The following is a 24,444-nucleotide window of genomic DNA, read 5'->3' as shown; positions in this document are numbered from 1 at the left end:
TCTTAAGTCGTAGTACATCAGACACCTCTGAAAAAATTATGAATGATCACTTATGTAAGTGATACCTTTATATGACAAAAAAAGTTTTGTTTCGATGAAAATATCTTTTTTTAGATATAAGCATTTACATCATATCTGAATTGGAATATTATAGGGATGTAATTCTATATTCCTAAAATGTAGTAATTGAGGTGAATCGTGTTACCTGAATTTGATCTATAATTATATTTAATAGTTCTTATGAACTATTAAAATGTAGTTCAATGATATCATTTCCAGTTTGAGTAAACAATTATCATTTTTTTAGGAGGGATGTTATGTCAATCATCCGCCAAAGAACCCGGAATTTGTTGCTTGCTGGTGGTATTGGGGCGATGATCGTACTGTTATTTGCCTGCTTCGCCATTTATTTCGGCTATCAATGGATGAAGGATTCCGAGGAAGCAAAGAGTGAAGAGTACGAGAAGCGAATCACGCTCTACGAGAAGCAGATGAAGGAGCAGCAGTCCCAGACTACGAGCATTTACGTATTAAGTAAGGATATTCCTGCTGGTACCTTACTTACGGAGAAGAGCTTAACGAAAGTCAGTATTTCAAAGAAAGCTGCGCCTCAGCATCCGGTAGATATTACCGAAGCAGTTGGCAAGTATACAAAAATTTCATTGCAAATGAACACTCCTCTTTCCAAAGGCATGCTGTTTGAAGAAGGGATAACGCCTAACGATCTCAGATTACAAGAATTCTCTTTAATCAACCTTCCTATAAAGCTCAAAAAAGAAGATTTTGTCGATGTGCGTATCAAGTTTCCGACAGGACACGACTTTATTGTTCTTTCCAAAAAGAAGGTTAAAGATTTAATGAACGGTACAGTATGGCATGAAATGAACGAACAAGAAATATTGACGATGTCGAGCGCTATTGTAGATGCATACATAGAGAATGCCGAAATTTACTCCCTTACATACGTTGACCCTTACATGCAGAATCATGCAATACCTACTTACCCAGCTAATCCAAGAGTACTTGATCTGATCGAATCTGACCCCAACATTGTAAAAGTAGCATCAATGGAGTTGGAAAAGAGACTTCGAGTTCGATTGGACAAGGATCTTGCGGCCATGGATGTGACAAAACGTCACAATTTCCAGAGCAAAAAGGGACAAGCTGCTGTTCAGCAGCCACCTGACGCAACGTTGGAAAATACCTCACCATTGAAGCAAGAACAACAAGAGACAGACCACCCTTCAGTCACACCTTCAGACACCTCAGACTCGATACCCAAACAAGCTTTAAGCCAAATAGACATTTTTCATTCATCTCCTGACGGAACCAACCCTGCTGTTCCAGAACGGGAGGGAGAGAAACCATGAAGATCGTTCAATTTATAGGGGCTTCCGACAAAACGGACTTTCTGCTCTATATATGCAAGCTCATTGCGTCTAATGGTCACAAAGTGCTTCTTGTAGATGCAACACTACTTCAAGATTATGAATTTGCCTTTCCTCGTGTCGAAGGGGACTTGCAGGTTCACGAGTACGATGATTTTGATGTGATCCACGGCTGCGGCAGTGCAGCAGACGTCCAGAATTATTTTATGCAGAAAGAAGCCGATTTTAACTATGAATATATGATCATAGACAACAATAATTCTTTGCACGTAGATGGTTGGGAGGCCGATAGACTCATTTTGTATAACACGATGGAGAATATTCATAATATTCGCAATCTAGGTATTTTGGATCAATATTTTTCCAAGTACGTGAAGGATGAGTTGGTTCTTGTTTCAAAAATAATGAACGGGGTTGTTTGCTCTATTAACGAGGAGTATATCGATAGTCTGTATGACGGATACCCGATCCAATGGGATGAGCCTACACACTATTTGATACCAGACGAACGAGATTATGCGATAAAGATTGATAACCAGTACCGAAGCGTCATCCAGCTAAAAGGCTTAACACGTACATACCGCAAAGCTTTGATAGGAGTTCTGAAAATGATATTAGAGCTTCCGGATAAAGAGGTTCACCGAATATGGAAGAAGGCGGGGAAGGTGAGGAAGTATGGGACAAGTCGCATTCTGGGGTAGCGTGCATGGGCAGGTCGGCACGACATCTAACGTTATTGCTGCAGCTTGTATGATCGGACTGGAATATTCAACTCGCACTTTAGTTGCTCAGACACAGCATACGCGCTCGACACTAGAAACGGCTTTCTCCAAATTGTCAGGAGGAGGCTCGGTAAGTAAACCGACGTTCGATGATAAAGGTCTTGATGCGCTCGATCGGATGATCCGCAGCAACAGGCTCACCTCGGAGGGTGTGAGGGACTATACGCAGCCGATAATACAAGAACGGTTGGATCTGTTAAGCGGTACGGAGAAAGCGGATGAAGCGACGTATCATGCGATGAACGATACATTACAGCCTATTTTTGACTATGCTAAACGGTACTACAACACGGTGCTTTTGGATGTCCACAGTGGCTGCGGCAATCCGGTTACGAATCAACTATTAGCACAATCGGAGCTGATTGTTGTGTGTCTGAATCAGAATGTTCAGGTGCTGGATCGATTCTTTGCGAAAAAGGATTGGCCACAAGCACTGAACGATAAGCCCTATATGATTCTACTAGGGCAGTATGATCCGCACTCCAAATACAAATTATCCAACATTGCGAGGAAATACAATGTACGGGTTCCTATGTATACGGTGCCATATTGTACTCCTTTCCGAGATGCCTGTAATGATCGGGATGTTAGAAGCTTTTTTATGCGGATGCAGCACTCTGCCAAAGATACAGATACGACTTACTTTATGAACGAGGTGCGAAAGCTATCGAAGGCTATCTTAACGGAGATCGGAATTAATGTCAGCGTAAAAGCCATTGAAAGAGGGGTCTCGTAGATGTTTGGCTATGGGATGCTTAATTTTATTTTAATTACGCTAATTCTGTTAATGGGCATCGCTTATTTGTATCTTAAACTGTCCAAACGAACGGTTCCGGTTAGAAGCGTTGAACTACCTGACGCCGACGCTTATACAATTGATGCGATTACATCATTTGTGAAGAAGACTTTAAATGAAGTGACGGGGGCCAACCTGTACGACATGGGGTTATCTGAAGTTGAATTTGAGCGACGGCGTAATAAGCGTGCAGAGTTAAAACGTGCATTAAAGGGATGTACTACCGGTGATGTGAATGACAAGACTTACGTCAAGGAATATATCATTGATCTGCTTTATAAAGCATATGGCTTCACAGAAGCAACTGCTAATGTTGCCATTTCTTTTGATGATCCAACGCGGCTATCCGTTCAAGATCAATTCGATATTTTACTGCACCAATATAAGCAGCGATTCGGTACAAATGGCTTGAGTCGACTCATTGCAAGCCACGAACTTGATCGTCCGCGGCAATTCATTGAGAAAGGACAGACTGAATCCTATCTGATCACAGCCGAGGAAATTGCACGTATCTATCAATTGGAAGCCGAACCATTAACACTGGATGACAAGATACGAATTATTGTTCAGCGTGTGTACCAGTATTACAAAGGATTTGGCGTTATTGATGAAATTCGGGATATGGCGATAGATGGTGTATCAGGTGGGGTGTCGGGCGTTCCGTCCTCCATAAAGGATATGGAAGATGATGCATTAATGATGGAAGACATGCGAAGAGGTGCTCCATGTGGGTATGAGAGCGTGTGGATTTTTTATCGCGGAAAGTCGATTCATCTATCCTTTCTCAGCTTTGGCAGTGATCTGGAACTGAAGCGTGTATGTCAGAACATATATAAATATAACAATCCAGGACAATTAACAGAAAGCAATGGGTATAAAGTCAATGAGATGAAGGACGGCTCGCGGGTAGTTGTGGTCAGACCGCCATTTGCTGAATCGTGGGCATTCTTTGTGAGAAAGTTCGAGCTGCCTAACTTGAGTTTGCAAACACTGATCTCGGATGAGAATGGCGAGCTTGTCCAAGACATGATTAAGTTTTTGATGAAGGGGGCTCGTATCACTGCAGTAACAGGGTCGCAGGGTTCAGGAAAAACAACATTACTTATGGCTATGGTGCAATATATTCCGGGACCTTTAACACTGCGTATACAGGAGATGTCCTTTGAGCTCCATCTGAGAAAGTTGTTCCCGATGAGGAACATTTTGTCATTCCGGGAAACGGATCATATATCAGGTCAGCAGGGCCTTGACGTACAGAAGAAGACGGACGGCTCAGTAAATATCCTGGGGGAAGTGGCTACCGATCCTGTAGCTGCATGGATGATTCAGATGGGACAGGTCGCCAGCTTATTTACGATCTTCTCCCACCATGCAAAGACGTTCAAAGATCTCATATGGTCACTTCGCAACTCTTTGTTGAAGACAGGGGTTTTCCAGAATGAGCGTATTGCTGAACAGCAAGTTGCGAGCGTCATTAATTTTGATATTCATCTGGTCAAAAGGCAGGACGGACATCGATATATCGAGCGAATTACGGAGTGTATCCCAATAGAGGAACATGATCCTTATCCGGCTCAATGGCAGCAAGAGACAAGCCTGGAAGGCAAGTTGGACCGATTTATGGACGCTTCTGCAGAGTTTTTCCGACGAAGTACGGATCGAAAGCCATTTACTTACCGCAATGTGATCGAATATAGGGATGGTCATTATGAAGCTGTATTCCCGATAACGGATCACAACAAACGTGAAATGCTATTCCACATGAATAAAGCTGACGGTGAGGCATTTAAACGATTTGTTGCTGATCATTGGAGGGATGGCCATGTCGATTAACGGATGGCTGGTCGTGCTCGTAAGCATATCATTGTCTCTGCTCTTCTTATGTGTCTATACACTACTGGGCCGGAAGCAGAAGCATCGGTATGAGACCAAAGGGATGATGGAAGATTTCTTCCCCTCGCACAAACGAAAGTTGGCGCTGCGGAACTTCTATCTTCGTGCTTATGTTTTGTGTCTAAGGTTTCCTGGCCTGCATGGATATACGCTGAAAATTAGACGGCGTTTAGAAACGATTCACGCTTACGATGAATATACGATGCGTAAGCAAACGATGAAAATTGTCTTTCTTACGTTAGGCATTACTTGGAGTATCGTCGTTGTGTTAGCCGTTGTAACGCAGGATATCGTGTTTATGTTGTGGGTTATCCTGGGTGCATTAATTATGAACGGCTTGCTTATTGACTTGTTTATCAATCGGCTGGAAGATCGTCTGCTCAGGCACTTTGTTCATTATCTGGGCGATGTCCGTCATGAGTATCAGCAGCACCGAATGGTGGATGAAGCCATCTACGATGCAGCTCAAGCTGCATCGTATGAAGCACAGATGCATGCAGAACGCATTCACGATATGCTAACAGCCAAGAATCCAGCCGCTAAACTGGAGCGTTATTATGATGTGGCTCCGAACCAATATTTGAAAGCTTTCGCCGGAATCTCACATCTTGTCATGGAACACGGCGATCGTATGATCGCTAAAGGCTCGATGTACCTGAATGCTGTCAGCAAGCTGGTTCAGGAGATGAACTTTGACCTGCTGCGCAGAGAAAAACTCAATTATTTGCTTAAGGGATTAACGGGGGTTGCTATCGCGCCTATTTTCTTTACAGTCCCACTGGAGAACTGGGCAAGAACTTACTTTCCTGCTATCCAGCAGTTCTATGACAGCAAGTTGGGTATAGTGATGAAGATTATGGTATATGCGGTCATTGTCGTAGCCTACGTGCTCATCCGCAAAATGTTGGAAAACGATGAAGGCCATTATATCGCCAAGGCACCCGGAGTTATATGGGAAAAGAAGCTGTATGGTTGGAGGCCCATTCGTGCTCTGATTGAAAAGTTGGTACCAGGCGCACACACACGAGAGCATTTCAGTCTAGTTCTGCTATTGAAACAGGCAAATTCACGCTTAACGCTGGAGTGGCTGACGCTGCGCAGAATCGTTTTTGGTACTTTGTTGTTTGCCGCTACCGTTATTTTTTCTTTCTACCTTCACATTTACAGCTCGTATCAACTCTTACATACTCCTTATTCGTCGAGCCTCTTGTTTGGTGCGATGAACGGAGAGGATATGGAGAAGGCGCAGCAGATAACCGATTTCGATCGCAAGGTGATTGAGGCTGTGAAGCAGGAAAAGGAACACAGCAGAGATATGATTGTCCACAAAATAGGAGAATTAGCATATTCACCAATGGATACGGTGGCGTTAAATATTGCTGCAAGCCGAATCGGTGATAAATTCGAAACCTTAGAGCAGGAGTACTACAAGTGGTGGGAACTACTGCTCGCCATAGCTGTAGGCGTGGTCGGTTATTCGGTTCCGATATGGGTGCTGCAGTTCCAGCGGCGCCTACGGGCGATGGACATGCAGAATGAGGTCGATCAGTTCCATGCCATTATTTTAATACTGTCCGAATTTGAGCGGATGTCTGTGGAACAGATATTGGAATGGATGGAGCGATTTGCGATCATTTTTAGGCCATCCTTGCAATCCTGTCTTCTGCATTATGATAGCGGTGCTACCGCATCTCTCGAACAGCTGAAAGAGGATTCGCCATTTGTACCTTTTGTCCGTATCGTGGAGCGGCTGCTGAACGCAGTCGAGAAGATTCCGATCAAGGAGGCGTTCGACGACCTGGAGCTGGAGCAAGAGTATTACAAAGAGAAGAAGAAAGAACATCATGAGCGGGTGATCAGCCAGAAGGTCAGCTGGGGGAATATGATCGGCTTTGCGCCGATGTATGTATTGGTTTTCCTGTATCTGGTGCTGCCGCTCCTTTATATGAGCGTCATGCAGATGGACGACTTTGTTAACCAAATTCAAAAGGTGTAAAGGAGAAGGATGAAGCATGAGTAATGCACAAAGAGCGCTGTTGGTGGCAGCGGGACTATTTTTGACGATTGCCTTGATTACACTAGTGGTAAATTTGTTTACATCGGCACAGGATGCCTCTAAGGAAGCGCAAAGCAAATTTTCGGATCTGCAGACGGAGCTATCACAGACAGAATTCAGCATTTATGACAATACAACCCTTTCCGGCAGTCAGGTATTAAATACAATTCGAAAATATATGAAGAAGGATCAGTTTGGCGTGCAAGTTACGACCGCAAAATCGGCCGGATCATCTGGCAACAGCTCAACATTTTATGGGAATACGTTTACGGATACAGGTGAAATCAATAATCCCCAAGATCGTAACGTTAAGTTGGACACAGCTTTGGACGAGACATTAAATTCATATATTAACCCCTCCGGAAAATTTAAGGGGACGGTCATTCGGGATGGAAATAATGTCGTTCGTGGAATTCAATTTCAACAAGCACCTTAGCAGTTATGGACAATTCATTTCAGAAAATGCTTATATTTAGTGCTGCCTTCATCTTGTTTCTCGGGGCGCTAACAGCTTGCATCATGCTATTAAGAAGCATGGAGCAGGCAGTACAAGCTGCTCATAATCAGGCAAAGCAGTTTGATAAAAATACGATGGTTGGAAACGAAGACAATTCGAATGAGACGTATTCGGGGACGCAGGTGCTGCAAACAGTAGCTTTAATCCGGTCCATCGGCGTTGAGATTGAGCTAGGGGGCGTTACGTTTCGCCCCGATCTTGACCTTCATACGACCGATTTGTCAATGATTCAAGTGCGGAGCACCTATCGGTCGGAGTATGTCCGAGGTACGGACGGCGGTTTGCAGCGCATTCGCTTTGTACGGGTGTAAGGAGAAATGACAAATGAACGCTATCTCTAAATTATTTGCCATTCTGATCGCAGTGTTGTTGCTGTACGTATACCCAGCATCTGAAGCGTCAGAGCGTCAGGATGACTTGTCTGCATTAGTGGCGCACGGGGCTGCCGTTCAGTTCGTAGATGCGGTGCGCAGCAAAGGCTATATCACTCCGACGATGTATAACGAATTTGAGCGTACGTTAGCGTCAACTGGCAACCTGTATGACGTGGAACTTGAGCATCTGCACAAGAAATACGATCCGGTGTATACGAATCCGACAGATCCGGGCACGTTCCAGAATGAGTTCGAGGTACATTACGACGGGTTCTACTCGGCAGAGGTAAAGGCGATTTTGTTCCCAGATAATACGTGGGACCAGAGAGATAGTAGGCGGCGGTACAAACTAACAGCCGGAGACTTTTTTACCGTTAAGGTCGCAAACCGCAACCGGACGCAGGGCACTTTGATTCGGGATTGGCTCAACGGCTCCAACACTGGTAACGCGGCTGTGATTACGGCAAATTACGGGGGCATGGTATTAAATGAAGATTACTAATCTTGCCCTTATTTTTGTCTTAATCGTTGTTCCTATGTTCCTCATTATGGGCTTTCGGATTGACGATCAGAAGACCGTGAATCGTCTAGAACTGCAGTATGACGCTGCTCTCCGCACGGCAGCACAGGATGCTGCCAAGATGCTCAGCTTGAATGAGAAGCAAGACTTCGAAGTGCAGTATCAATCGCTCAAATATTTTCGGGCTAACAAGGAAATGGCTGTGGACACCTTTTTTAAGACGTTGGTGTTGAACTTTCGTCTGAAGGAAGATCCGATTGGACAAGGCGTATTAAAGGCTTATATTCCGGCGATCGTGATTGTTGATTATGACGGGTATTATACGTATGCGGTTGAGGAATATCGCAATGCAAGAGGGGTGCTTGAAGCCAAACATGTGTTCAGCCCGAAGAAACCTTACGCTTATAGTGACTCAGTAGGCCGCAGCTATGCGTTTACGCTGGACGACTATGTACGCGTCTACGATCCTACTTTACGTACTTGGTACGAGGGTTATCGAGCTGATCTAAGTACTAGTGTAAGCGTTGACTTATTGCAACAAGCAGATACTTTCGAGCAGGTACGGCAGCGGGTTATTGTGGATACTATTCAGCAAGACCTCGCACGTGTTATCAATAAGCACAATCAATATGTGACTCGGTATGGCATTACTTATATGTTCTCACTTCCGTCCATCTCCCAAGAGGAATGGAACAACACGATTAACGACATCGGCATGATTGCATTTTTGCAGGGCATTCCGATTGGCGATCAAGCGTATAACAATTATGCACTGGGCGGGGGCAGACTGGTCCGCAAGCCTGTCGTGTATGGCGTTCAAGAGAACGGCATTAAGTATTATTATCGGAGCGATTGCGCATTTACGGCGACGATTGAGGAGACCTTTGTAAGCGAGAAGGAAGCAGCGGCACACGGATATTATCCGAAGCGCTGTTTGAATGTTCCATAAGTTGCATCAGATCGTATCTGGGATTGGGGTGTAAGGCATTGAAGCAACAGCAGCGGATATCCATCATTTTAGGTGTTATATCACTTATCTTAATTATTGGCGGTTTTATGCAAATGTAATAGCCGAAAGGAGGAGACATCCTTGGCCAAATTAGAGCTGGTCGTTGCGGATCAGGATAAGCAGTATTTGGAAATGCTGTCGCATTACATACACACTTCGGAATTTGCGGGCCGCTTTGTCATCCGTACCTTCTCCAATGAAGGGACGTTGAAGCAATTTACCAGCACCATGCAAGGCAGTGTCATTTTTCTCATTAATCCGGGCGCTATTGAGATGACATCGTTAGACCTATCATCTGGACATCTGCTGCTGCATCTTACAGAGACTAATGTGCTGTTGGAAGATCAGGTGACATCTGTCCCGGTATTTTACAAATATCAGCCGTTAAATCAGCTGTTATCCAAAGTGTTTGAAGCTTATGTGGATAACAATGGCCGCTATGCAGCGGAGCAAAGCGCCAGCACCACGACATCTGTGATAGCTGTTTATTCGGCAATTGGCAACAGCGGCAAGACAGTCACGGCCGTGAATCTGGCTGCTGGACTGGCTTCGCAAGCGCACAGCGTATTTTATTTGAACCTGGAGCTGCTCAATTCAAGCGAAGCGTACATGCAGACGATGGACAACCAGAACTTTTCGCAGCTTCTCTATTTTATGAATACGGATCATCAGAAATTTGCTGCTCGTTTTGAAACGTTAAAGGCGAGTGAATCCAACTTGGGCTTTGATTACTTCAATTCTCATCGTCATATACGTGAGATTGAGGAATTGTCAGCTGAGGGTGCGACACTATTAGTAGAAACGATTGCGAACCTGGGATTGTACGAGTTTATCGTTGTGGATTTGGATACCGGAACAGATGCCCGAACAGTCGAGCTATTAAGGCGCTGCGATACGGTGCTGTGGCTGCTGCTAGACGATCTGTCTTGTTTGACGAAGACGCGTATCATGCTTCAACAGCATGCAGTTGTTAGTCAGCTGATGGATAAGAGTCGTTTCCTCTTAAATAAGCACCTGGGTAGTGACATGAATGCGGACCTTCTGCAGTCCTATCCGTCTCTGTTCCGGCTACCGTATGTACCCCAATGGAAAGCGGTTACGGATGGCGAGCAACTGCTGTCGAGTAAGCCATTTAACGATCAAATTGCGCAGCTTGCTCGTTCGTTCGGGGCGCAGGGGGCATCAATATGAACGACGAGCAGCTTGTAGCTCAGCTGAAGGAGCAGATTCGACGCGATCTGGACGTGACAAGTGAGGTGTCTGACGAGAAGCTGCTTGAGTTCGTTGAGGATACCGTGTTCCGCTATTCGGAACAGCACTATTTGACCGCATCGCAGAAACAGACTTTTATTCAGCGTATTTATGATTCTTTCCGTGGGCTGGATGTACTGCAGCCTCTCATTAACAACAAATCGATTACAGAAATAATGATTAATGGTCACGATGAAATATTTATTGAGCGTGACGGCCGGGTGCTGCGTTATGATGCAGCATTTGAAAGTAAGGAGAAGCTGGAAGATATTATCCAGATTATCGTTGGCAAAGTGAACCGTGTCGTAAATGAATCCTCGCCAATTGTGGATGCGCGTCTGGAGGATGGATCACGGGTTAACGTGGTGTTGCCTCCTATTGCACTAAAAGGGCCAACGATGACAATCCGAAAATTTCCAGAGAAGCCACTTGATGTTGAAGATCTGGTCAAGATCGGCTCCTTGACTGGAGAGGCGGCTCAATTCCTGAAGATGCTTGTGCAGGCCCGATACAATATTTTCATTGGCGGAGGTACAGGATCGGGGAAGACTACCTTCCTGAACGCGTTATCCAACTATATACCGGACGATGAACGGATTATTACCATTGAAGATTCGGCTGAACTGCAGATTCGCAGCGTCCCCAATCTCGTTAGTCTGGAAACTCGAAACGCCAATACGGAAGGCAAAGGCGAGATTTCGATCCGCGAACTGATCAAAAGCTCGCTGCGGATGCGGCCTAATCGAATTGTCGTCGGAGAGGTACGGGGCGCCGAAGCTCTTGATATGCTGCAGGCGATGAATACTGGTCATGATGGATCGCTGTCAACAGGGCATGCGAACTCAACGGTTGATATGTTGAGTCGACTTGAAACTATGGTGCTGAGCGGAGCGCATCTACCAGTTGAAGTTGTACGGAAGCAGATCAGTTCAGCGATTGACATCATGGTCCATCTCTCGCGGCTGCGGGACAAGTCACGCAAGGTCGTAGAAATATCCGAAATTATCGGCGTTGTTAACGGTGAGATCGAGTTGAATCCGCTCTATCAATTCGTAGAGACAGGGGAAACGCCAGAAGGCAAAATTATCGGCGGGCTCGTATCTACCGGCAATCGATTGCGAGAAGCCATGAAGCTGCAGATGGCTGGCTTCAAAGATATCGATCTAGTCATGGAAGGGAGGTCTTAAGTCCATGCAAGTTATCGGAATAGCTGTTGCAATTGGCCTTGTTCTCTGGGTGGTATTTGTAATGGTCGACAAGCGGAAGCGAAAAGTTGATCAAGATGTAAATACAGCAGGTCAAGTGACTCACCAGGGGAAAGACAAACCGGATCGTGAGGGACGTGCTGCATCTAAGTCAGGCAGCAAATCCGACAAAGACAGTATACTGGCTAAGGCAGGCGGGGTAATCGATTATTCCATTTACCGATTGTCGCTAGTAGAACGATTGTCTGCCATAATACTTGCTGGCGTCATGTTAGGTGCGATCGGCATCATTTTCTATAAAAATGTCATTATGGCTGTGCTGCTCGCCTTGTTGGGCTTATTGTATCCCAAGCTGCGAAGGAAGCAATTGATGCAGAAACGGAAGGACGAATTAAGCTTGCAGTTTAAACAAGCTCTATATTCCCTATCTTCGTCGCTTGCGGCAGGCAAATCGGTAGAGAACGCTTTCCGGGAGGTGTTAAAGGATCTAAGACTGCTGTATCCCGATCCTAGCACTTATATTTTGAGAGAGTTCGAGATTATCAATAACCGGGTTGCAACGGGGGAGCCGATTGAAGCGGCGCTTCAGGACTTTAGCGCACGAGCGGATATTGAGGATATAGCCAATTTTGCCGATGTGTTCGTTACCTGTAAGCGTTCCGGTGGCGATATAGTCGAAGTCATTCGCAGAACGGCAAATATTATCGGGGAAAAGTTGGAGATCAAGCAGGATATCTCGGTCATGATTGCACAGAAAAAATTCGAAGCAAGGGCGCTTGGCATCATTCCTTTCGGGTTGGTGGCTCTGCTTGGATATATGTCGGCTGACTATATGGCACCACTGTATACGGGAGTAGGTTATGTCATTATGACGGTGGCGCTTGTTATCTTAATCGGAGCGTTGTTCCTTATACAGCGCATTATGAACATAAAGGTGTGATAGGAATGATGCTTGCAGGTGCAGGTATCGTCGTTCTGCTTATTTTGGGACTGAAGCTGATGGCTGGAAAGCAGTATGACGAATTCGTGAAGGAGAATGGACAAGGTTTTCAGTTAAACGCATTTGCTCCTTCCTCATTGGCCCTGATCGATCGACTTCGTATCGTGGAACGTTCTTCGAGATTTTATTTGCACATTCATCAGAAGATTGTGCAGTTATACGGCAGTCGTAAAGGTATTAGCCATACGAGAATGTTTTTAGCCCAGATGGTGTCCTTTGTCCTTTTGCTGCTCGTAATCAGTTTTGTGCTTCCTGCGGTTGCAGAAGGAGATACGACCTATTTATTCATCGGTTTGCTCCTTACTGTATTGGTTCCATTTTCGATGGTGAAGGACTTGGACAAAAAAATACAAAAGCGCAAGCAGGCGATTACGTTGGAGCTGCCGGAATTTCTTAGTCGCATCACATTGCTCGTAAATGCTGGTGAGACGGTTCAAAAGGCAATCATTCGCTGCGTTGAACAGAAGAAGCATATGCATGATCATCCTTTGTATGCGGAGCTTCAGCAAGTATCTTCGGAAGTGAGCAACAACTACTCGTTCCCGCAGGCGATGGAGGATTTCAGCAAGCGATGCGCCATGCAGGAGATATCCATATTTGTTACTACCGTCTTGATGAATTACCGCAGAGGAGGTGAGGAGTTCGTCGCATCGCTGCAAGGTTTGTCGCAGGACTTATGGGCCAAGCGCAAGGCGGTGACGAAGACGCTGGGCGAAGAGGCCTCGTCCAAGATGGTGTTTCCGATGATGATAATTTTCTTGGTTGTCATGATTATCGTCGGAGCGCCAGCCATGATGATGATGAAGTAGTGGAAACACGAGATTGTAAACCATATTTAGGGGAGGAATTGAACATGGCAAACTTCTTTAAAAAGCTGTGGAAAGATGAAGATGGGATTGGGACGTTGGAAATTATTTTGATTATTGCGATTATTGTTATCATCGTTTTACTGTTTAAAGAAAAAATCGTGAAATGGGTTGAAGATTTACTCAGGTCTTCTGATACCAAGATTAAAACGATAGATAAGTAGAAAGTAATAAAAATGTTACAGGGGGTCTCTTTATGCCGTTTCAATACTATCTTTTGGTGGTATTCGCACTCATCGCATTTTATACAGACGCAACGAAACAGAGAATTCCAAACTGGCTAACACTTACTGGATTCGTTGTAGGAGTGGCCTTCCATTTGATAGGAAATGGCTGGGACGGCCTCCTTTTCTCATTGCTTGGTGCGGGTGTCGCATTCGTTGTGCTTGTGCTGCTCTATGCGTTTAAAGCGATTGGCGCAGGTGATGTTAAGCTGTTTGTTGCTATTGGCGGGATCACGGGCATGGAATTCTCTTTATACAGCATTATGTATTCCATCGTATATGGTGGTCTAATCGGTCTTGTTATTCTGCTCTGGAAGCAACAGTTCTTCATACGTATCCGGGGCTTATTCGGCTATTTGTTTCGTGTTGCCGCGTTTCGGGATAAAGAAGCCGTGACCAGCATCGCCAAACAGAAAAACTTACAGTTTCCGTTTATGTATGCCGTGTTACCGGGGATTACAACCACTTGGTACTATTTCTTAATGTGAGAGGGAGAACCGTATGGAGAACGTTATTTATCAATTACATTACAATTACAAAAATGACAACGGAAATTATATTGAATTCGGTCAGCAGCAGGAGCTAACTGTCCAGCATATGGCCGCAATTCAGGTTCGGATGCTGCAGTCCAACACGATTCCGAAGCTGCTGCCGGCTACATTCGAACAGATGGATATGCAGATGAAGATTCGATACGACATCGGTTCTCGCACCCAATTGTTGGATACGATCAACATCAGAGGTTTATCCGAGTCCGATTATTACGGATTATTATACGGTATTGCCAGTGCTTTGGATGACAGTGGCAAATATATGCTGATGGAGGAGCACTTCATACTAGACGAACAACTGATATACATTGGCTCCAGTATGGAGGATGTGTACTTGACATATTTGCCTTTCCAGTCGATTCCTGACAAGCCTGGTACGGGAGAAGCGTTCAAGCAGCTGTGTCTGCGCCTCATCGGGCATGTAAAGCCGTTCCAAGGCTATGGCTTCCAGCCGATGATGGAGCTGCTCAGCAAGAATCAGTTCCGCTGGAGCGAAATGAAGCAGCTGCTGCATGCAGCTAAGCATGGGCAGACGTCTGCCCAGCAGTCGGCAGCAGCTCGCATGGAGGCGCCTGCAGCCGCAGCGGTGCCTCAGCCGATACCGCCGTTACGGCACGAATCGGTGCCGTCAGTTAAAGCGAAGCCGCGGGCTGCGAAGGAGACGCCTGCATCAAGTGCGACGGCAGCTGACGGAGCCGCTGCATCGGCCGCTGCGCCAACTGAGCTGCCGCCACTCACACAGCGCGAGAAAATCTATCTCTACGCTATTGCGGTACTTGGCGCAGCGGCCATATGGAAGTGGTATCTCGACGTGAACACAGAGCCTGCAATGCTTGTGGCATTAGGTGTCACTGTACTTTGCGTTAATCTTGTGTATACCTATGCGAAGGTGTATCGCCCGAACTTCGCCAAAATGAATAAGCCTATTGGGGGGGGCAAGACAGCAAATGCTCCCTTAGATGTGGAAGCACGTAATGCGGCATCCATCAAGCCTGTCAAGCAAAAGAAAAGTAAAAAAGGGAAAGAGCTGCCTCAGGAGCTCTCCGCAAAGCCGCAGTTGACTGATCAGACGGTGCTGTTAACACCGGTGGAGGAAACGGTGCTCTTAAACGGCATAGGAATAGGGGCTACAATGGGACAGCCCACTGTTTATCTCGAGATTACAAAGGACGGACATCGCTCCGAGTTGGGCTTGAATGTGGATCGGTATATGATCGGCCGTGATGCGGACCAAGTTAATTATGTAGATGATACGGTAGGCGTGTCACGGACACATGTAGAACTGCTAAGAATGGGATCTGAATACATGGCTAAAGACTTAGGTTCCAAAAACGGAACAACGTTAAATGGGGAGACAATGGTGCCATTTAAAATGTACGTGTTGAAAGAGGGAGACACGTTCCGTACGGTGAAGACGGAATTTACCTTCCATATAAGGGGCTGACGTGAAACGGGCGCACCGTGTCCCGTACGTGTATGGACTCGCCACACACATTGGGAAGAAGCAACAAAATGAGGATAGGGCTTGGCTGCGCCTGGGTATTGCCCCATCAGGTCAGCCTTATGGCGCTGCAATCGTGGCTGACGGGATGGGGGGGCTTCAAGAAGGTGCAATAGCAAGTGAACTAGTTGTTCAAGACTTTAAGCGCTGGCTGGATCATGAACTGGATCCCATGTGGAGGGAACATAATCCTTTTGGGCGCATCGGGACAGGCCTTTATAATTTCTGCTTTGAGGCGCAGCGTATGCTGCAGCTTGAACAACAAAAAAGAGGCCATCACATGGGCACGACGATGAGCATTGTCTTCCTGTGCGATGGAGATTATGCAATTGTACATATTGGAGATAGCAGAGTATATCAAATGTCGCTGGATACGGTCCTACTTGCACAGTTGACTGAGGATCATGCTTGGGTTGCTGCTCAGCTAAGAGATGGGCTCTTAAGCCGAGAGGAAGCAAGGACGCACCCCAAGCGTAATGTCCTACTTCAATGTATTGGAATGGAAGGTACGATACAGCCATTTCTACGAACAGGAAAGTATGGTGCGAACGACTTGTTTCTATTAAGCACGGATGGATTTCACCATGCCTTTGCGGAAGAGGAATTACAGGGGCATACGGAGTTAGCGTGCAGAACAAGCAATAAGTATCAAGCAATAAGCGAGAAGCTCATCCATAAAGCTTATCAGGCGGGAGCTGCGGATAACTTAACTTTGCTTATGATCGGTCCCAGTAGAAAGACGGGGTCTGCTTTTGAAAAAATGCTGCTCCGGATCCGAATGAAGAGAGGGGGATGCTAATGTCAGCAAAGTGTCATTCACCCCGAGCATCACTGTACAGAAACGAGCAAGGAAATTTTACGATCGAGGCTTCAATGCTGTTTCCTATCATTTTTCTTATAACCATTATGTTTATCTTTTTTAGTCTGTACGTGTATCAAAAAGTCAGCTTATATTATGCAGCAACAACGGCGGCTGAAAGAATTGCACATAACTGGGACAATTCTAAGCGAGAGCCCATTACGGGCAAGTACGCGATCGATGCGCAGCATGGCGGCAAAGAAAATCAATTATATTGGCGATTGTTTGATGATAACGCAACGGATTCATTCGTATTTTTGATGCATCGAATCACGGGAAGCGTAAACAGCGACAGTGATAGTGGGTTATGCCAGATCCCGAATGAGGGCACCAATGTCTCGCTTCCGACAGGTAAAGGGGGGAGTGGGCTGGTGCAACAGAAGATAAACAAGTATGCATCCGCAAATTTAAGCTATTTTCAGGGGAATATCAATTACCAAAATAAAATAGTTGACCGCAAAATTACGGTTTGTCTTCAAACCCAATTAAAGCTCCCCTCTTTTGTAGCCAGTTTTCTTGGGAATGGAATTGTGAAGCAGCAAGCCATTGCTAGAATTGCTGAGCCGGCAGAGTTTATGAGAACGGTTGACTTTGCTACATATTTTACTGAGCGGTTGACCTATTTTTTTGTAGAGCGGAACAAAGTGCATAAGCCAGGCAAAGTATTTAGTTATACAGATCTTATCACTGTGTTTAATATGTTCACAGGGAAATAAGCTAGGGACTGTACGGGAATGAGGGGTTATATGAAGCGTTTTGTTAAAGGGGACCGGGGAGCGGTTTCCGTGTTCTTGATCGTGCTAATAGCTCCTATTTTTTTCTTTAACGCTGTGCTCATCGATTTTGCAAGGATAAAGCTTGCGGAAAGGGAGTCGGAATTGGCTCTGAAGACAGCCCTTGACTCTGTTATGTCCTCGTTTGACGTAAAGGTGCAAGATTACGGACTGTACGGGATGGATGCGGGTCAAACCAGTATGGATACGATCATGCAGACGGTTATCAAAAATAATTTACCACAAGGGCTGGACAATAACAGTTACACCTATACCGATACGATGTTGGAATCGATAAGTGCCGCAGCTAGTCATACGCTAAAAGAGCACCCAGTATTAAAGCAGCAAATACTAGAGGAAATGAAATATCGTGCCCCGCTTGAGCTGACGATGGGGATTATTGATGCTTTTACGAGCAGCAAAGCCGATGCCATGATGCACGGTTCGGTAGCATTTGCAAGAGAGGCGAAGAAGCTTGAAAAGAAAATAGAGAAGAGACAGGATCATATTGATAAGCTGCTAACGGCAGCCAAATCCATTAAAGAAGGCTTGGACAGTAACTTGCCTACTTATCGAGCGAACCTGAACAGAATTGGCAATGAGACTGAAACGTCGTTAAACGATAAAATACGGAACTTAAATCAACAGATTGGGGATATTGAAAGACAAATCAGCTTTGTTGCGATGCAAACCTCCAACAATCCGGCTACATCTGCAAGTCTGGCCCGTCAAATCGTAGCCTTGCAAAATGAGGCAAGTGCCAAAAGAGCGGAGAGAGAAAAGTGGGAAGAACTGCTGAGACTGCTGATCGAAACAAAAAAAAGTATGGATAAATTGCGAGGGAAAATTCAAAAGGATAAAGAGTCCTTTGATAAGAATGTGCAGCCGGCTATGAAGCTGGATCATGAGATCAAGGTGCAAAAAGAGCAACTAGTATCAAAGCTTCGGCAAATGAATCAACGTGATACGACTGACTTTGCCAGTGTCAAAGTGTATGGAGATGCCTTTTTCAATCAACTAAAGCAACATGTCCTAAAAGTGTCGTCTGCATATGATCGTTTTCATTCCAGCTTTAACTTAAGTTCGTTAGGTCAACTGGATTCCACACAACTAAGCGAGATGGGGTCACTTTTACAGAAGTTAAATGAGATGACGTCAGAGCACCAAGGCAACCAAGCGGAAAGAAAAAAGCTAGAGAAGAAAGCAAAGCAAAATCTGGCTGAAGCCAGCTTAAGAATTGCTAAGCGTGTAACGGTGGCTTGTGTAAATTCAGGAGCAAAGTACGATAAGGTGCAATCCTATTATAGTGCCTATCTACCAACAACAGACAGTCTTGTACAATATCCTCAGGAAATCCCCCAGGACCCTGAAGAAATGCAGGAGCACAGCGCAGGCTTCAGTGATCTATTGATGGGAAGTATCGGTGATAAATTATTAGACTTCAGAGATAAGTTATATGTAGATGAGTACGGTTTATCAAAGTTCAACCATTTTGCTTATGTAAAGAAGGGGATTGTTGAGCCTAATCTTAGTAAACACAAGCTGAAAAATCAAGAAGCGGAATACATCTTGTATGGTTTTAATTCATGTGAAGGAAACTTAAGCGCCGCTTCCGCAGAACTTTTTTCTGCTCGTTTTCTGTTAAGAATGACAGAGTTTATATTAGATCCAACAAACGCTCCTTTAAAAGCAACACCCTGGACTTTTGTTTTAGGGGCCATCTCGTACGCAGCCTTGCATGCAGCCACAGATATTGTGGAACTGCTGAGCCCTGAAAATCATCCTGACGGCGTAGAGATCATGAATAGGCCAGGCTTTGATAAGATCATGCTAACTTATAAGGACTATCTGCGTCTTTTTATGTTGATACATGGCAATGAAACAAAGATGATGGCCCGCATGCAGGCACTTATTCAATTAAATACGGATAAGGATTTATCTAAGCTGGCTACCTATACAGAGGGGAACTCACAAACATCTGTCAAGTTGTGGTTCCTGCCGGGGATAATTCGTGTGCTGAATTTGACCGGAATCGCTAGTGGGGAAGTTCAGAAGAATAGATTCCATATTACAAAATCGGCGGCCTCTTCTTATTAAACTCATAATACGAACAGGGGGCTGAAAAGAGATGAAGCTCACACGAGATGAGGAAGGAAGCCTAACTTTAGAAGCTGCGCTCATACTGCCGTGGTTTCTTGCCTTTGTGCTAGCATTAATCGCACTAATTCAGTTATCGATTGTAGACATGTCTTTGCGCTCTACAGTATCCCAGTCCTCAAAACAACTGGCAGTTTACATGTATGCGGTGGAAAAGACGTTACAGACTAGCAAAATTACAGTAATTGCGGATGTTGTGTCAAAGGCGAATGATACGTTGACGAGTATGGAGAGCAATGGGCAGGTGCTGGGGGGACCCGCAGCATTAATTCCAAAAGAGATGTTGGATCTAGCGTTTCAATTGCGAGGGATGGCTAACAATGCATACAACCAAGGAGAACAATGGGCGAATCAAAAAGTTATTCAATACGCTCGTGGCCCCTTAAAGTCTTTTATGACTCAATATGCGGACAAGTCTATTTTAGATCCCGGCAGGCTCGAAATCATACACTTAGATGTTCCTAATTTTCTTGACAAAAGCAAAGCCTATCTAGGCATTGAAGCTCAATACAAACAAAAGCTGCTGATTCCTTTTTTTACAATAGAGATTAATGTGCGCAAGAAGGCCTATGAACGAGTATGGATAGGCAATACATAATCTTTACTTGATTAGGAGTGACTAAGGTGAACGAACTAACAAATAAACTCCAAATTGCCGATATGTTAGGTAATAGATATCAAATTATTTCCATTATTGGACGTGGGGGCATGGGCACCGTCTACCTAGCAGAAGATATGAAGCTGAAAGGTAAGAAATGGGCTGTCAAAGAGACTCGTTTAAAACATGCCAATATGGAACATCTGATTGCAGAAGCAGATTTACTCACCCAATTAAGTCATCCTTATTTGCCGCAAATTGTAGACTATTATCCGCCTGATGCTGATGGATTCAGCTATTTGGTTATGGATTATATACGCGGCGAGACACTCTCCAGACGATATGAACGGGCTGGAGGAAGGATGGCACTATCTCTTATCCTCAAGTACACGTTGCAAGTATGCGATTTGTACCATTACCTCCATCATGAGCTGCCGGAACCGATTATTTATCGGGATATGAAACCTTCTAATATTATGATTGATGAAAATGACAATGTTCGAATTATTGATTTTGGAATTGCCAGAAGCTTTAAGGAAGGGCAGCAGACAGACACCGTTCAATTAGGCACAATCGGCTTTGCTGCGCCGGAGCAGTTCGAGAATCGGCAAACCGATCATAGAACCGATTTGTATGCGCTGGGTGCGGTGATGTATTACTTGTTAAGCGGGGGCCAGTATTATTATATCCAGCAGAAGAGCGTATCTGAATTCAACCCCGATTCACCTGATGAGCTTAATCGTATCGTGCATAAGCTGCTGCAAATGAATCCCACGGATCGTTATCAGTCTGCAGCCGAATTAAAGAGTGACCTCAGAAATTTGGACATATCGTTAGAACGTTCAGATTCAACACCAATAGGGGGGACGTCTCGAACAAATGGACTGGGCAGCATCGTGATCGCAGTTGCAGGAATTGCTAGCGGAGTTGGCAGTACCCACACCTCGATCATGATTGCTCATATGCTGGCAGAGAAAAAATATTCGGTCTGTCTGGTGGAGGCAAGCACAGCGTCTGATTATGAGAAGATTGAATGTGTATATGAAGGTGTGGACTATGGACCAATGAGTACAAAGCGCTTTAAAATGCGCGGCGTCGAATATATCAAGTCTTGCGATATTCCAAGTATGGCAGAGCTATTGGCTGCAAAGCCGGATTATATTATCTATGATATAGGCTATTATCAGCGCTCAGATTACTACGGAGAATTTCTTCGTGCCCATATCCCTATCGTGGTTGGGGCAGGCAGTGAGTGGAGACAGCCTCATATTATGCAATTCTATCAAGAGCAGCAAAATGCTGACTATGGCAGATGGATATTGGGCGTTCCCTTTGCTTCTAAACAAGTCTTGCAAGATATTCAAAAGCGAGTGCCTAAGTTAAGAGTAAAACCCATTCCCTATAGTCCAGACCCGTTCCATGCAAGTGAGGATGTAGAGACACGGCTGATGGAGTTTGTTCCATTAATGACACAAGAGTCGGAATCTTTGATGAAAAGATGGTTCAAAAGAAGGTAATTACGACTAATTTATAGATAAGGAGAATGTTTAGATGAAGAAAATATGGCTGGTGATCATCGCTATTTCTGTAATGGTGTTAGCGGGATGCTCAGGAAAGGAGTCGTCTGACCCTGTATCATCGAATACAGCAGGCGAGCAGTCAACCGCGGGGAAATCTGCTGAACAAGCAACTAAGGAAGTTGAGCCATCCGACGCTGTCGCAACAGACCAGGATTTTGAACAGAAATTAAAAGATTATACTGTGAAGGAATACGAAATCGTAGGTCCGGATACTGGGGATCAAGGTGACATCAAAGTACAACTCAATCGAGTTTACATCTTAAAGCCTGATTTTTTTGACGCTAAACATACACCTGATCAAAGCGCGAATCCTTACCTGCTTGCCTTAAAGACAACGGTGACGGCCAGCCCCAACAATGAATTTGATATGCCGCTAAGTTCTCAGCAACCTTGGCTTGCAATAGGTAACAACACTTACGAGAAGGGTGAGATTACACATATACGCTTTGATCAGTTGGAAGAAGGATTGGGCGATAAATATCACTCCCATTTTGAGTTGTTGGGGCGGGAAATTAAACCGGGTGAAACACTGGTAAGCTTCGAATATGCGTATCTCAAGAATGATCCACAAGATTTGCAAATTACGCTGCGAAACAATAAAAAAGATCAACCGAATATAATCGCTCAATTAAAAGAGGTCAAGTAAGATTGGCGAGTAATATCGACGTTAGGAGGAAGTTAATTGCAACCTTAACAGCATTGATTTTGCTGGCAAGTATGATAGGTGAATATCCCCGACAGGAAGCGGCTTATGCGGAGCCACAAGCAACACAGCTAGTGGATACGAAGGGACATTGGGGCGAAGCAGCGATTGCAAAGGCGATCCAAGCTGGCTATGTAAATGGATATCCCAATCAGACGTTTAAGCCGAATGGGAATGTGACAAAGGCCGAGCTTATTCGAATGGCAGTAGGATCGATGTCATTGCCAGTCCCAGATGCACAGCAGGGACAAATGCACCTCATTTACAAGTACATCCATGGACCCTTGATGAACCAATGGCAGCTAGAAGGATACCACAACAGCTACACAGATCCTTATGGCAACCGCTTTAGTCTGACAGATGGGGATGTCGTATTCTACCATGGTGACATGTCAAGTCGGGATGACTTCGATGCACAGGTACCACATTTAGGAAAGGGTGAAAGACACTTTTAATAATAGGGCCTAAAGGAAGTACACTTGGAAATTTACAAGCAAATTTTCGTAATGGTTCCCTGGTGGGAAACACAGTTAACTGAAAGGGGGATTGAAATCATCCTTCTCAGTTGACTCGATGTTATTTTTAACATTTGGATACAATGAATTTAGAAGGAGGCATTTCATTTGAAAAAACTTTTATCTACTTTTCTAGTTGCGTTTCTGTTTATGGGGAGCGTACTTATTCATTCACAGGAGCCCTCACATGCGAATGCACAATCGGTATCATTCTCGGATATAACAGGGCATTGGGCGGAATCAGATATTAAGAAAGCTATTCAACATGGATATATTGGTGGGTATCCCGATGGCACGTTTCGTCCTAATGCAACAATAACAAGAGCCGAATATGCAACTATTTTAAGTCGTGTTACAAAGCTAGAAAATAAAAATAGTCATGTTATGTTTCCAGATATTAAAGGACATTGGAGCCAAGAAAGTGTAATGAAGTTAGCTGAATTAGGTTTTATTCAGGCTTCTGATTATCCCAACAATTTTGGAGCAGATCGTTCATTAACAAGGTACGAAATGATGAAATGGCTCTCGAATGGACTGGTAAAATCAGAACCAAGTTTTGAGGAAGCGCTAGATAATACAAAAAAAACCTTATTGCCTACTCCTGAAATTTTTACTGGTAAAATCGCTGAATCACAAATTCCTTATATTGCTTTAGTTAAAGGTACGGGGATAAGTGAAGGCTTCGAGGATGGAACTTTTAGGCTGGACAAAACAACGACTAGAGCCGAAGTTACTTCTATTCTATTACGATATGCCGATGTGGAAGGAACTAATGCTCGTAATTATAAGGCGTTAAACGAATTAAGAGAAGTGGGAACAACGGGAACCAATATTGAGTCGCTTACTCCTTATAGATATCTTAAGAATAATGGAATCAAGAATAATTTTTCTGTTATAACAGATAAGCAGATCTCGTTGAGAAATAATATCGCCATCATGAAGTTACACCGAATGATCGTGGTGGATACAGCTAATAAGGGATCAGGAGTCTATGCCAAATTGTTTGTGAAATCTATCTCGGAAAATATGAAAGATTACTATTTAATATTTAATGAAATTTCTATAACCTCCAATTCTAACAAAATAACGGTAAACAGTATGAATAATAGCATCGAAAGTTCATTGGTTTCTGCTTCAAGGATAAAAGATGATATATCTACTATTAATCATATTCCTACAATCCCTTTAAGCAATGTGTCCGAATTCTTTTCAAAAGGAACAACGAAGAAAGTATGGACGATGTCTGTTATTGATAAAAATGGGACAGCATCTTATAGCTTGAAATCGGACAATGGAGATTTTGTTGGAATTTATAAATAATTGGGG

General features: G+C 44.4%; 24 protein-coding genes. All 24 read left to right on the top strand.

The window, feature by feature from the left end; all coding sequences use genetic code 11:
* Positions 1–317: 317 nt before the first annotated feature.
* The 24 genes from MH117_RS17290 to MH117_RS17175 all read left to right on the top strand — a co-directional run bounded on the left by MH117_RS17290 (position 318) and on the right by MH117_RS17175 (position 24,438).
* Positions 318–1,370 (top strand): SAF domain-containing protein, encoded by a 1,053-nt coding sequence (locus MH117_RS17290; protein WP_239330525.1) that lies wholly within the window; start codon positions 318–320, stop codon positions 1,368–1,370.
* Complete coding sequence (locus MH117_RS17285; RefSeq protein WP_239330523.1) at positions 1,367–2,089, top strand: hypothetical protein; 723 nt, start codon at positions 1,367–1,369, stop codon at positions 2,087–2,089. The genes MH117_RS17290 and MH117_RS17285 overlap by 4 nt, the downstream gene beginning before the upstream one ends.
* A complete protein-coding gene (locus MH117_RS17280) occupies positions 2,064–2,906 on the top strand; it encodes a chromosome partitioning protein ParA (RefSeq protein ID WP_239330521.1) in 843 nt (280 codons plus the stop codon). Before MH117_RS17285 ends, MH117_RS17280 begins: the two co-directional genes overlap by 26 nt.
* Positions 2,907–4,799, top strand: a complete 1,893-nt coding sequence (locus MH117_RS17275) for an ATPase, T2SS/T4P/T4SS family (RefSeq protein ID WP_239330519.1) — start codon at positions 2,907–2,909, stop codon at positions 4,797–4,799.
* Positions 4,789–6,855, top strand: coding sequence for a hypothetical protein (locus MH117_RS17270; RefSeq protein WP_239330516.1), 2,067 nt, complete (start codon positions 4,789–4,791; stop codon positions 6,853–6,855). Before MH117_RS17275 ends, MH117_RS17270 begins: the two co-directional genes overlap by 11 nt.
* 16 nt (positions 6,856–6,871) lie before the next feature.
* Positions 6,872–7,351, top strand: a complete 480-nt coding sequence (locus tag MH117_RS17265; protein ID WP_239330513.1) for an ABC transporter permease — start codon at positions 6,872–6,874, stop codon at positions 7,349–7,351.
* A 98-nt stretch (positions 7,352–7,449) separates the two neighbouring features.
* On the top strand, positions 7,450–7,743 hold the full coding sequence (locus MH117_RS17260; protein ID WP_239330510.1) for a hypothetical protein: 294 nt from the start codon (positions 7,450–7,452) through the stop codon (positions 7,741–7,743).
* A gap of 13 nt (positions 7,744–7,756) precedes the next feature.
* Positions 7,757–8,308: a hypothetical protein gene (locus MH117_RS17255; RefSeq protein ID WP_239330507.1), complete on the top strand. Its 552-nt coding sequence runs from the start codon at positions 7,757–7,759 to the stop codon at positions 8,306–8,308.
* Positions 8,295–9,275: a hypothetical protein gene (locus MH117_RS17250; RefSeq protein ID WP_239330505.1), complete on the top strand. Its 981-nt coding sequence runs from the start codon at positions 8,295–8,297 to the stop codon at positions 9,273–9,275. The genes MH117_RS17255 and MH117_RS17250 overlap by 14 nt, the downstream gene beginning before the upstream one ends.
* Before the next feature lie 141 nt (positions 9,276–9,416).
* On the top strand, positions 9,417–10,526 hold the full coding sequence (locus MH117_RS17245; RefSeq protein WP_239330503.1) for a P-loop NTPase family protein: 1,110 nt from the start codon (positions 9,417–9,419) through the stop codon (positions 10,524–10,526).
* On the top strand, positions 10,523–11,773 hold the full coding sequence (locus MH117_RS17240) for a TadA family conjugal transfer-associated ATPase (RefSeq protein WP_239330501.1): 1,251 nt from the start codon (positions 10,523–10,525) through the stop codon (positions 11,771–11,773). The genes MH117_RS17245 and MH117_RS17240 overlap by 4 nt, the downstream gene beginning before the upstream one ends.
* A 4-nt stretch (positions 11,774–11,777) precedes the next feature.
* Complete coding sequence (locus tag MH117_RS17235; RefSeq protein ID WP_239330499.1) at positions 11,778–12,731, top strand: type II secretion system F family protein; 954 nt, start codon at positions 11,778–11,780, stop codon at positions 12,729–12,731.
* Between the two features lie 5 nt (positions 12,732–12,736).
* Positions 12,737–13,600: a type II secretion system F family protein gene (locus tag MH117_RS17230; RefSeq protein WP_239330497.1), complete on the top strand. Its 864-nt coding sequence runs from the start codon at positions 12,737–12,739 to the stop codon at positions 13,598–13,600.
* A 44-nt stretch (positions 13,601–13,644) separates the two neighbouring features.
* The gene (locus MH117_RS17225; protein ID WP_239330495.1) at positions 13,645–13,821 is read left to right on the top strand and encodes a Flp1 family type IVb pilin; all 177 of its coding nucleotides are present in this window, start codon (positions 13,645–13,647) and stop codon (positions 13,819–13,821) included.
* A gap of 32 nt (positions 13,822–13,853) precedes the next feature.
* Positions 13,854–14,369 carry an A24 family peptidase gene (locus tag MH117_RS17220; RefSeq protein WP_239330493.1) on the top strand — a complete coding sequence of 172 codons (516 nt, stop codon included), beginning with the start codon at positions 13,854–13,856 and terminating at the stop codon, positions 14,367–14,369.
* Between the two features lie 13 nt (positions 14,370–14,382).
* Entirely contained in the window at positions 14,383–15,876 is a 1,494-nt protein-coding gene (locus tag MH117_RS17215) for a DUF6382 domain-containing protein (RefSeq protein WP_239330491.1), read from the top strand.
* Between the two features lies 1 nt (position 15,877).
* Complete coding sequence (locus MH117_RS17210) at positions 15,878–16,732, top strand: PP2C family protein-serine/threonine phosphatase (RefSeq protein WP_239330488.1); 855 nt, start codon at positions 15,878–15,880, stop codon at positions 16,730–16,732.
* Positions 16,732–17,508, top strand: a complete 777-nt coding sequence (locus tag MH117_RS17205) for a TadE/TadG family type IV pilus assembly protein (RefSeq protein ID WP_239330485.1) — start codon at positions 16,732–16,734, stop codon at positions 17,506–17,508. The genes MH117_RS17210 and MH117_RS17205 overlap by 1 nt, the downstream gene beginning before the upstream one ends.
* Positions 17,509–17,538: 30 nt before the next feature.
* Positions 17,539–19,662 (top strand): hypothetical protein, encoded by a 2,124-nt coding sequence (locus MH117_RS17200; RefSeq protein ID WP_239330483.1) that lies wholly within the window; start codon positions 17,539–17,541, stop codon positions 19,660–19,662.
* Positions 19,663–19,693: 31 nt separating this feature from the next.
* The gene (locus MH117_RS17195; protein WP_239330481.1) at positions 19,694–20,320 is read left to right on the top strand and encodes a TadE/TadG family type IV pilus assembly protein; all 627 of its coding nucleotides are present in this window, start codon (positions 19,694–19,696) and stop codon (positions 20,318–20,320) included.
* A 26-nt stretch (positions 20,321–20,346) separates the two neighbouring features.
* A complete protein-coding gene (locus MH117_RS17190; protein WP_239330479.1) occupies positions 20,347–21,837 on the top strand; it encodes a protein kinase domain-containing protein in 1,491 nt (496 codons plus the stop codon).
* Between the two features lie 34 nt (positions 21,838–21,871).
* Positions 21,872–22,546, top strand: coding sequence for a hypothetical protein (locus MH117_RS17185; protein ID WP_239330477.1), 675 nt, complete (start codon positions 21,872–21,874; stop codon positions 22,544–22,546).
* 2 nt (positions 22,547–22,548) lie between these two features.
* Positions 22,549–23,058 carry an S-layer homology domain-containing protein gene (locus MH117_RS17180; protein ID WP_239330475.1) on the top strand — a complete coding sequence of 170 codons (510 nt, stop codon included), beginning with the start codon at positions 22,549–22,551 and terminating at the stop codon, positions 23,056–23,058.
* 168 nt (positions 23,059–23,226) lie between these two features.
* The gene (locus MH117_RS17175; RefSeq protein ID WP_239330473.1) at positions 23,227–24,438 is read left to right on the top strand and encodes an S-layer homology domain-containing protein; all 1,212 of its coding nucleotides are present in this window, start codon (positions 23,227–23,229) and stop codon (positions 24,436–24,438) included.
* The last annotated feature ends 6 nt before the right edge of the window (positions 24,439–24,444 follow it).

The organism is Paenibacillus sp. ACRRX (genome assembly GCF_022346885.1).
In the GTDB taxonomy this organism is placed as follows: Bacteria; Bacillota; Bacilli; order Paenibacillales; family Paenibacillaceae; genus Paenibacillus_B.
The sequence above is the reverse complement of the archived record's forward strand: the minus strand, read 5'-3'. Positions and strand labels throughout refer to the sequence as shown.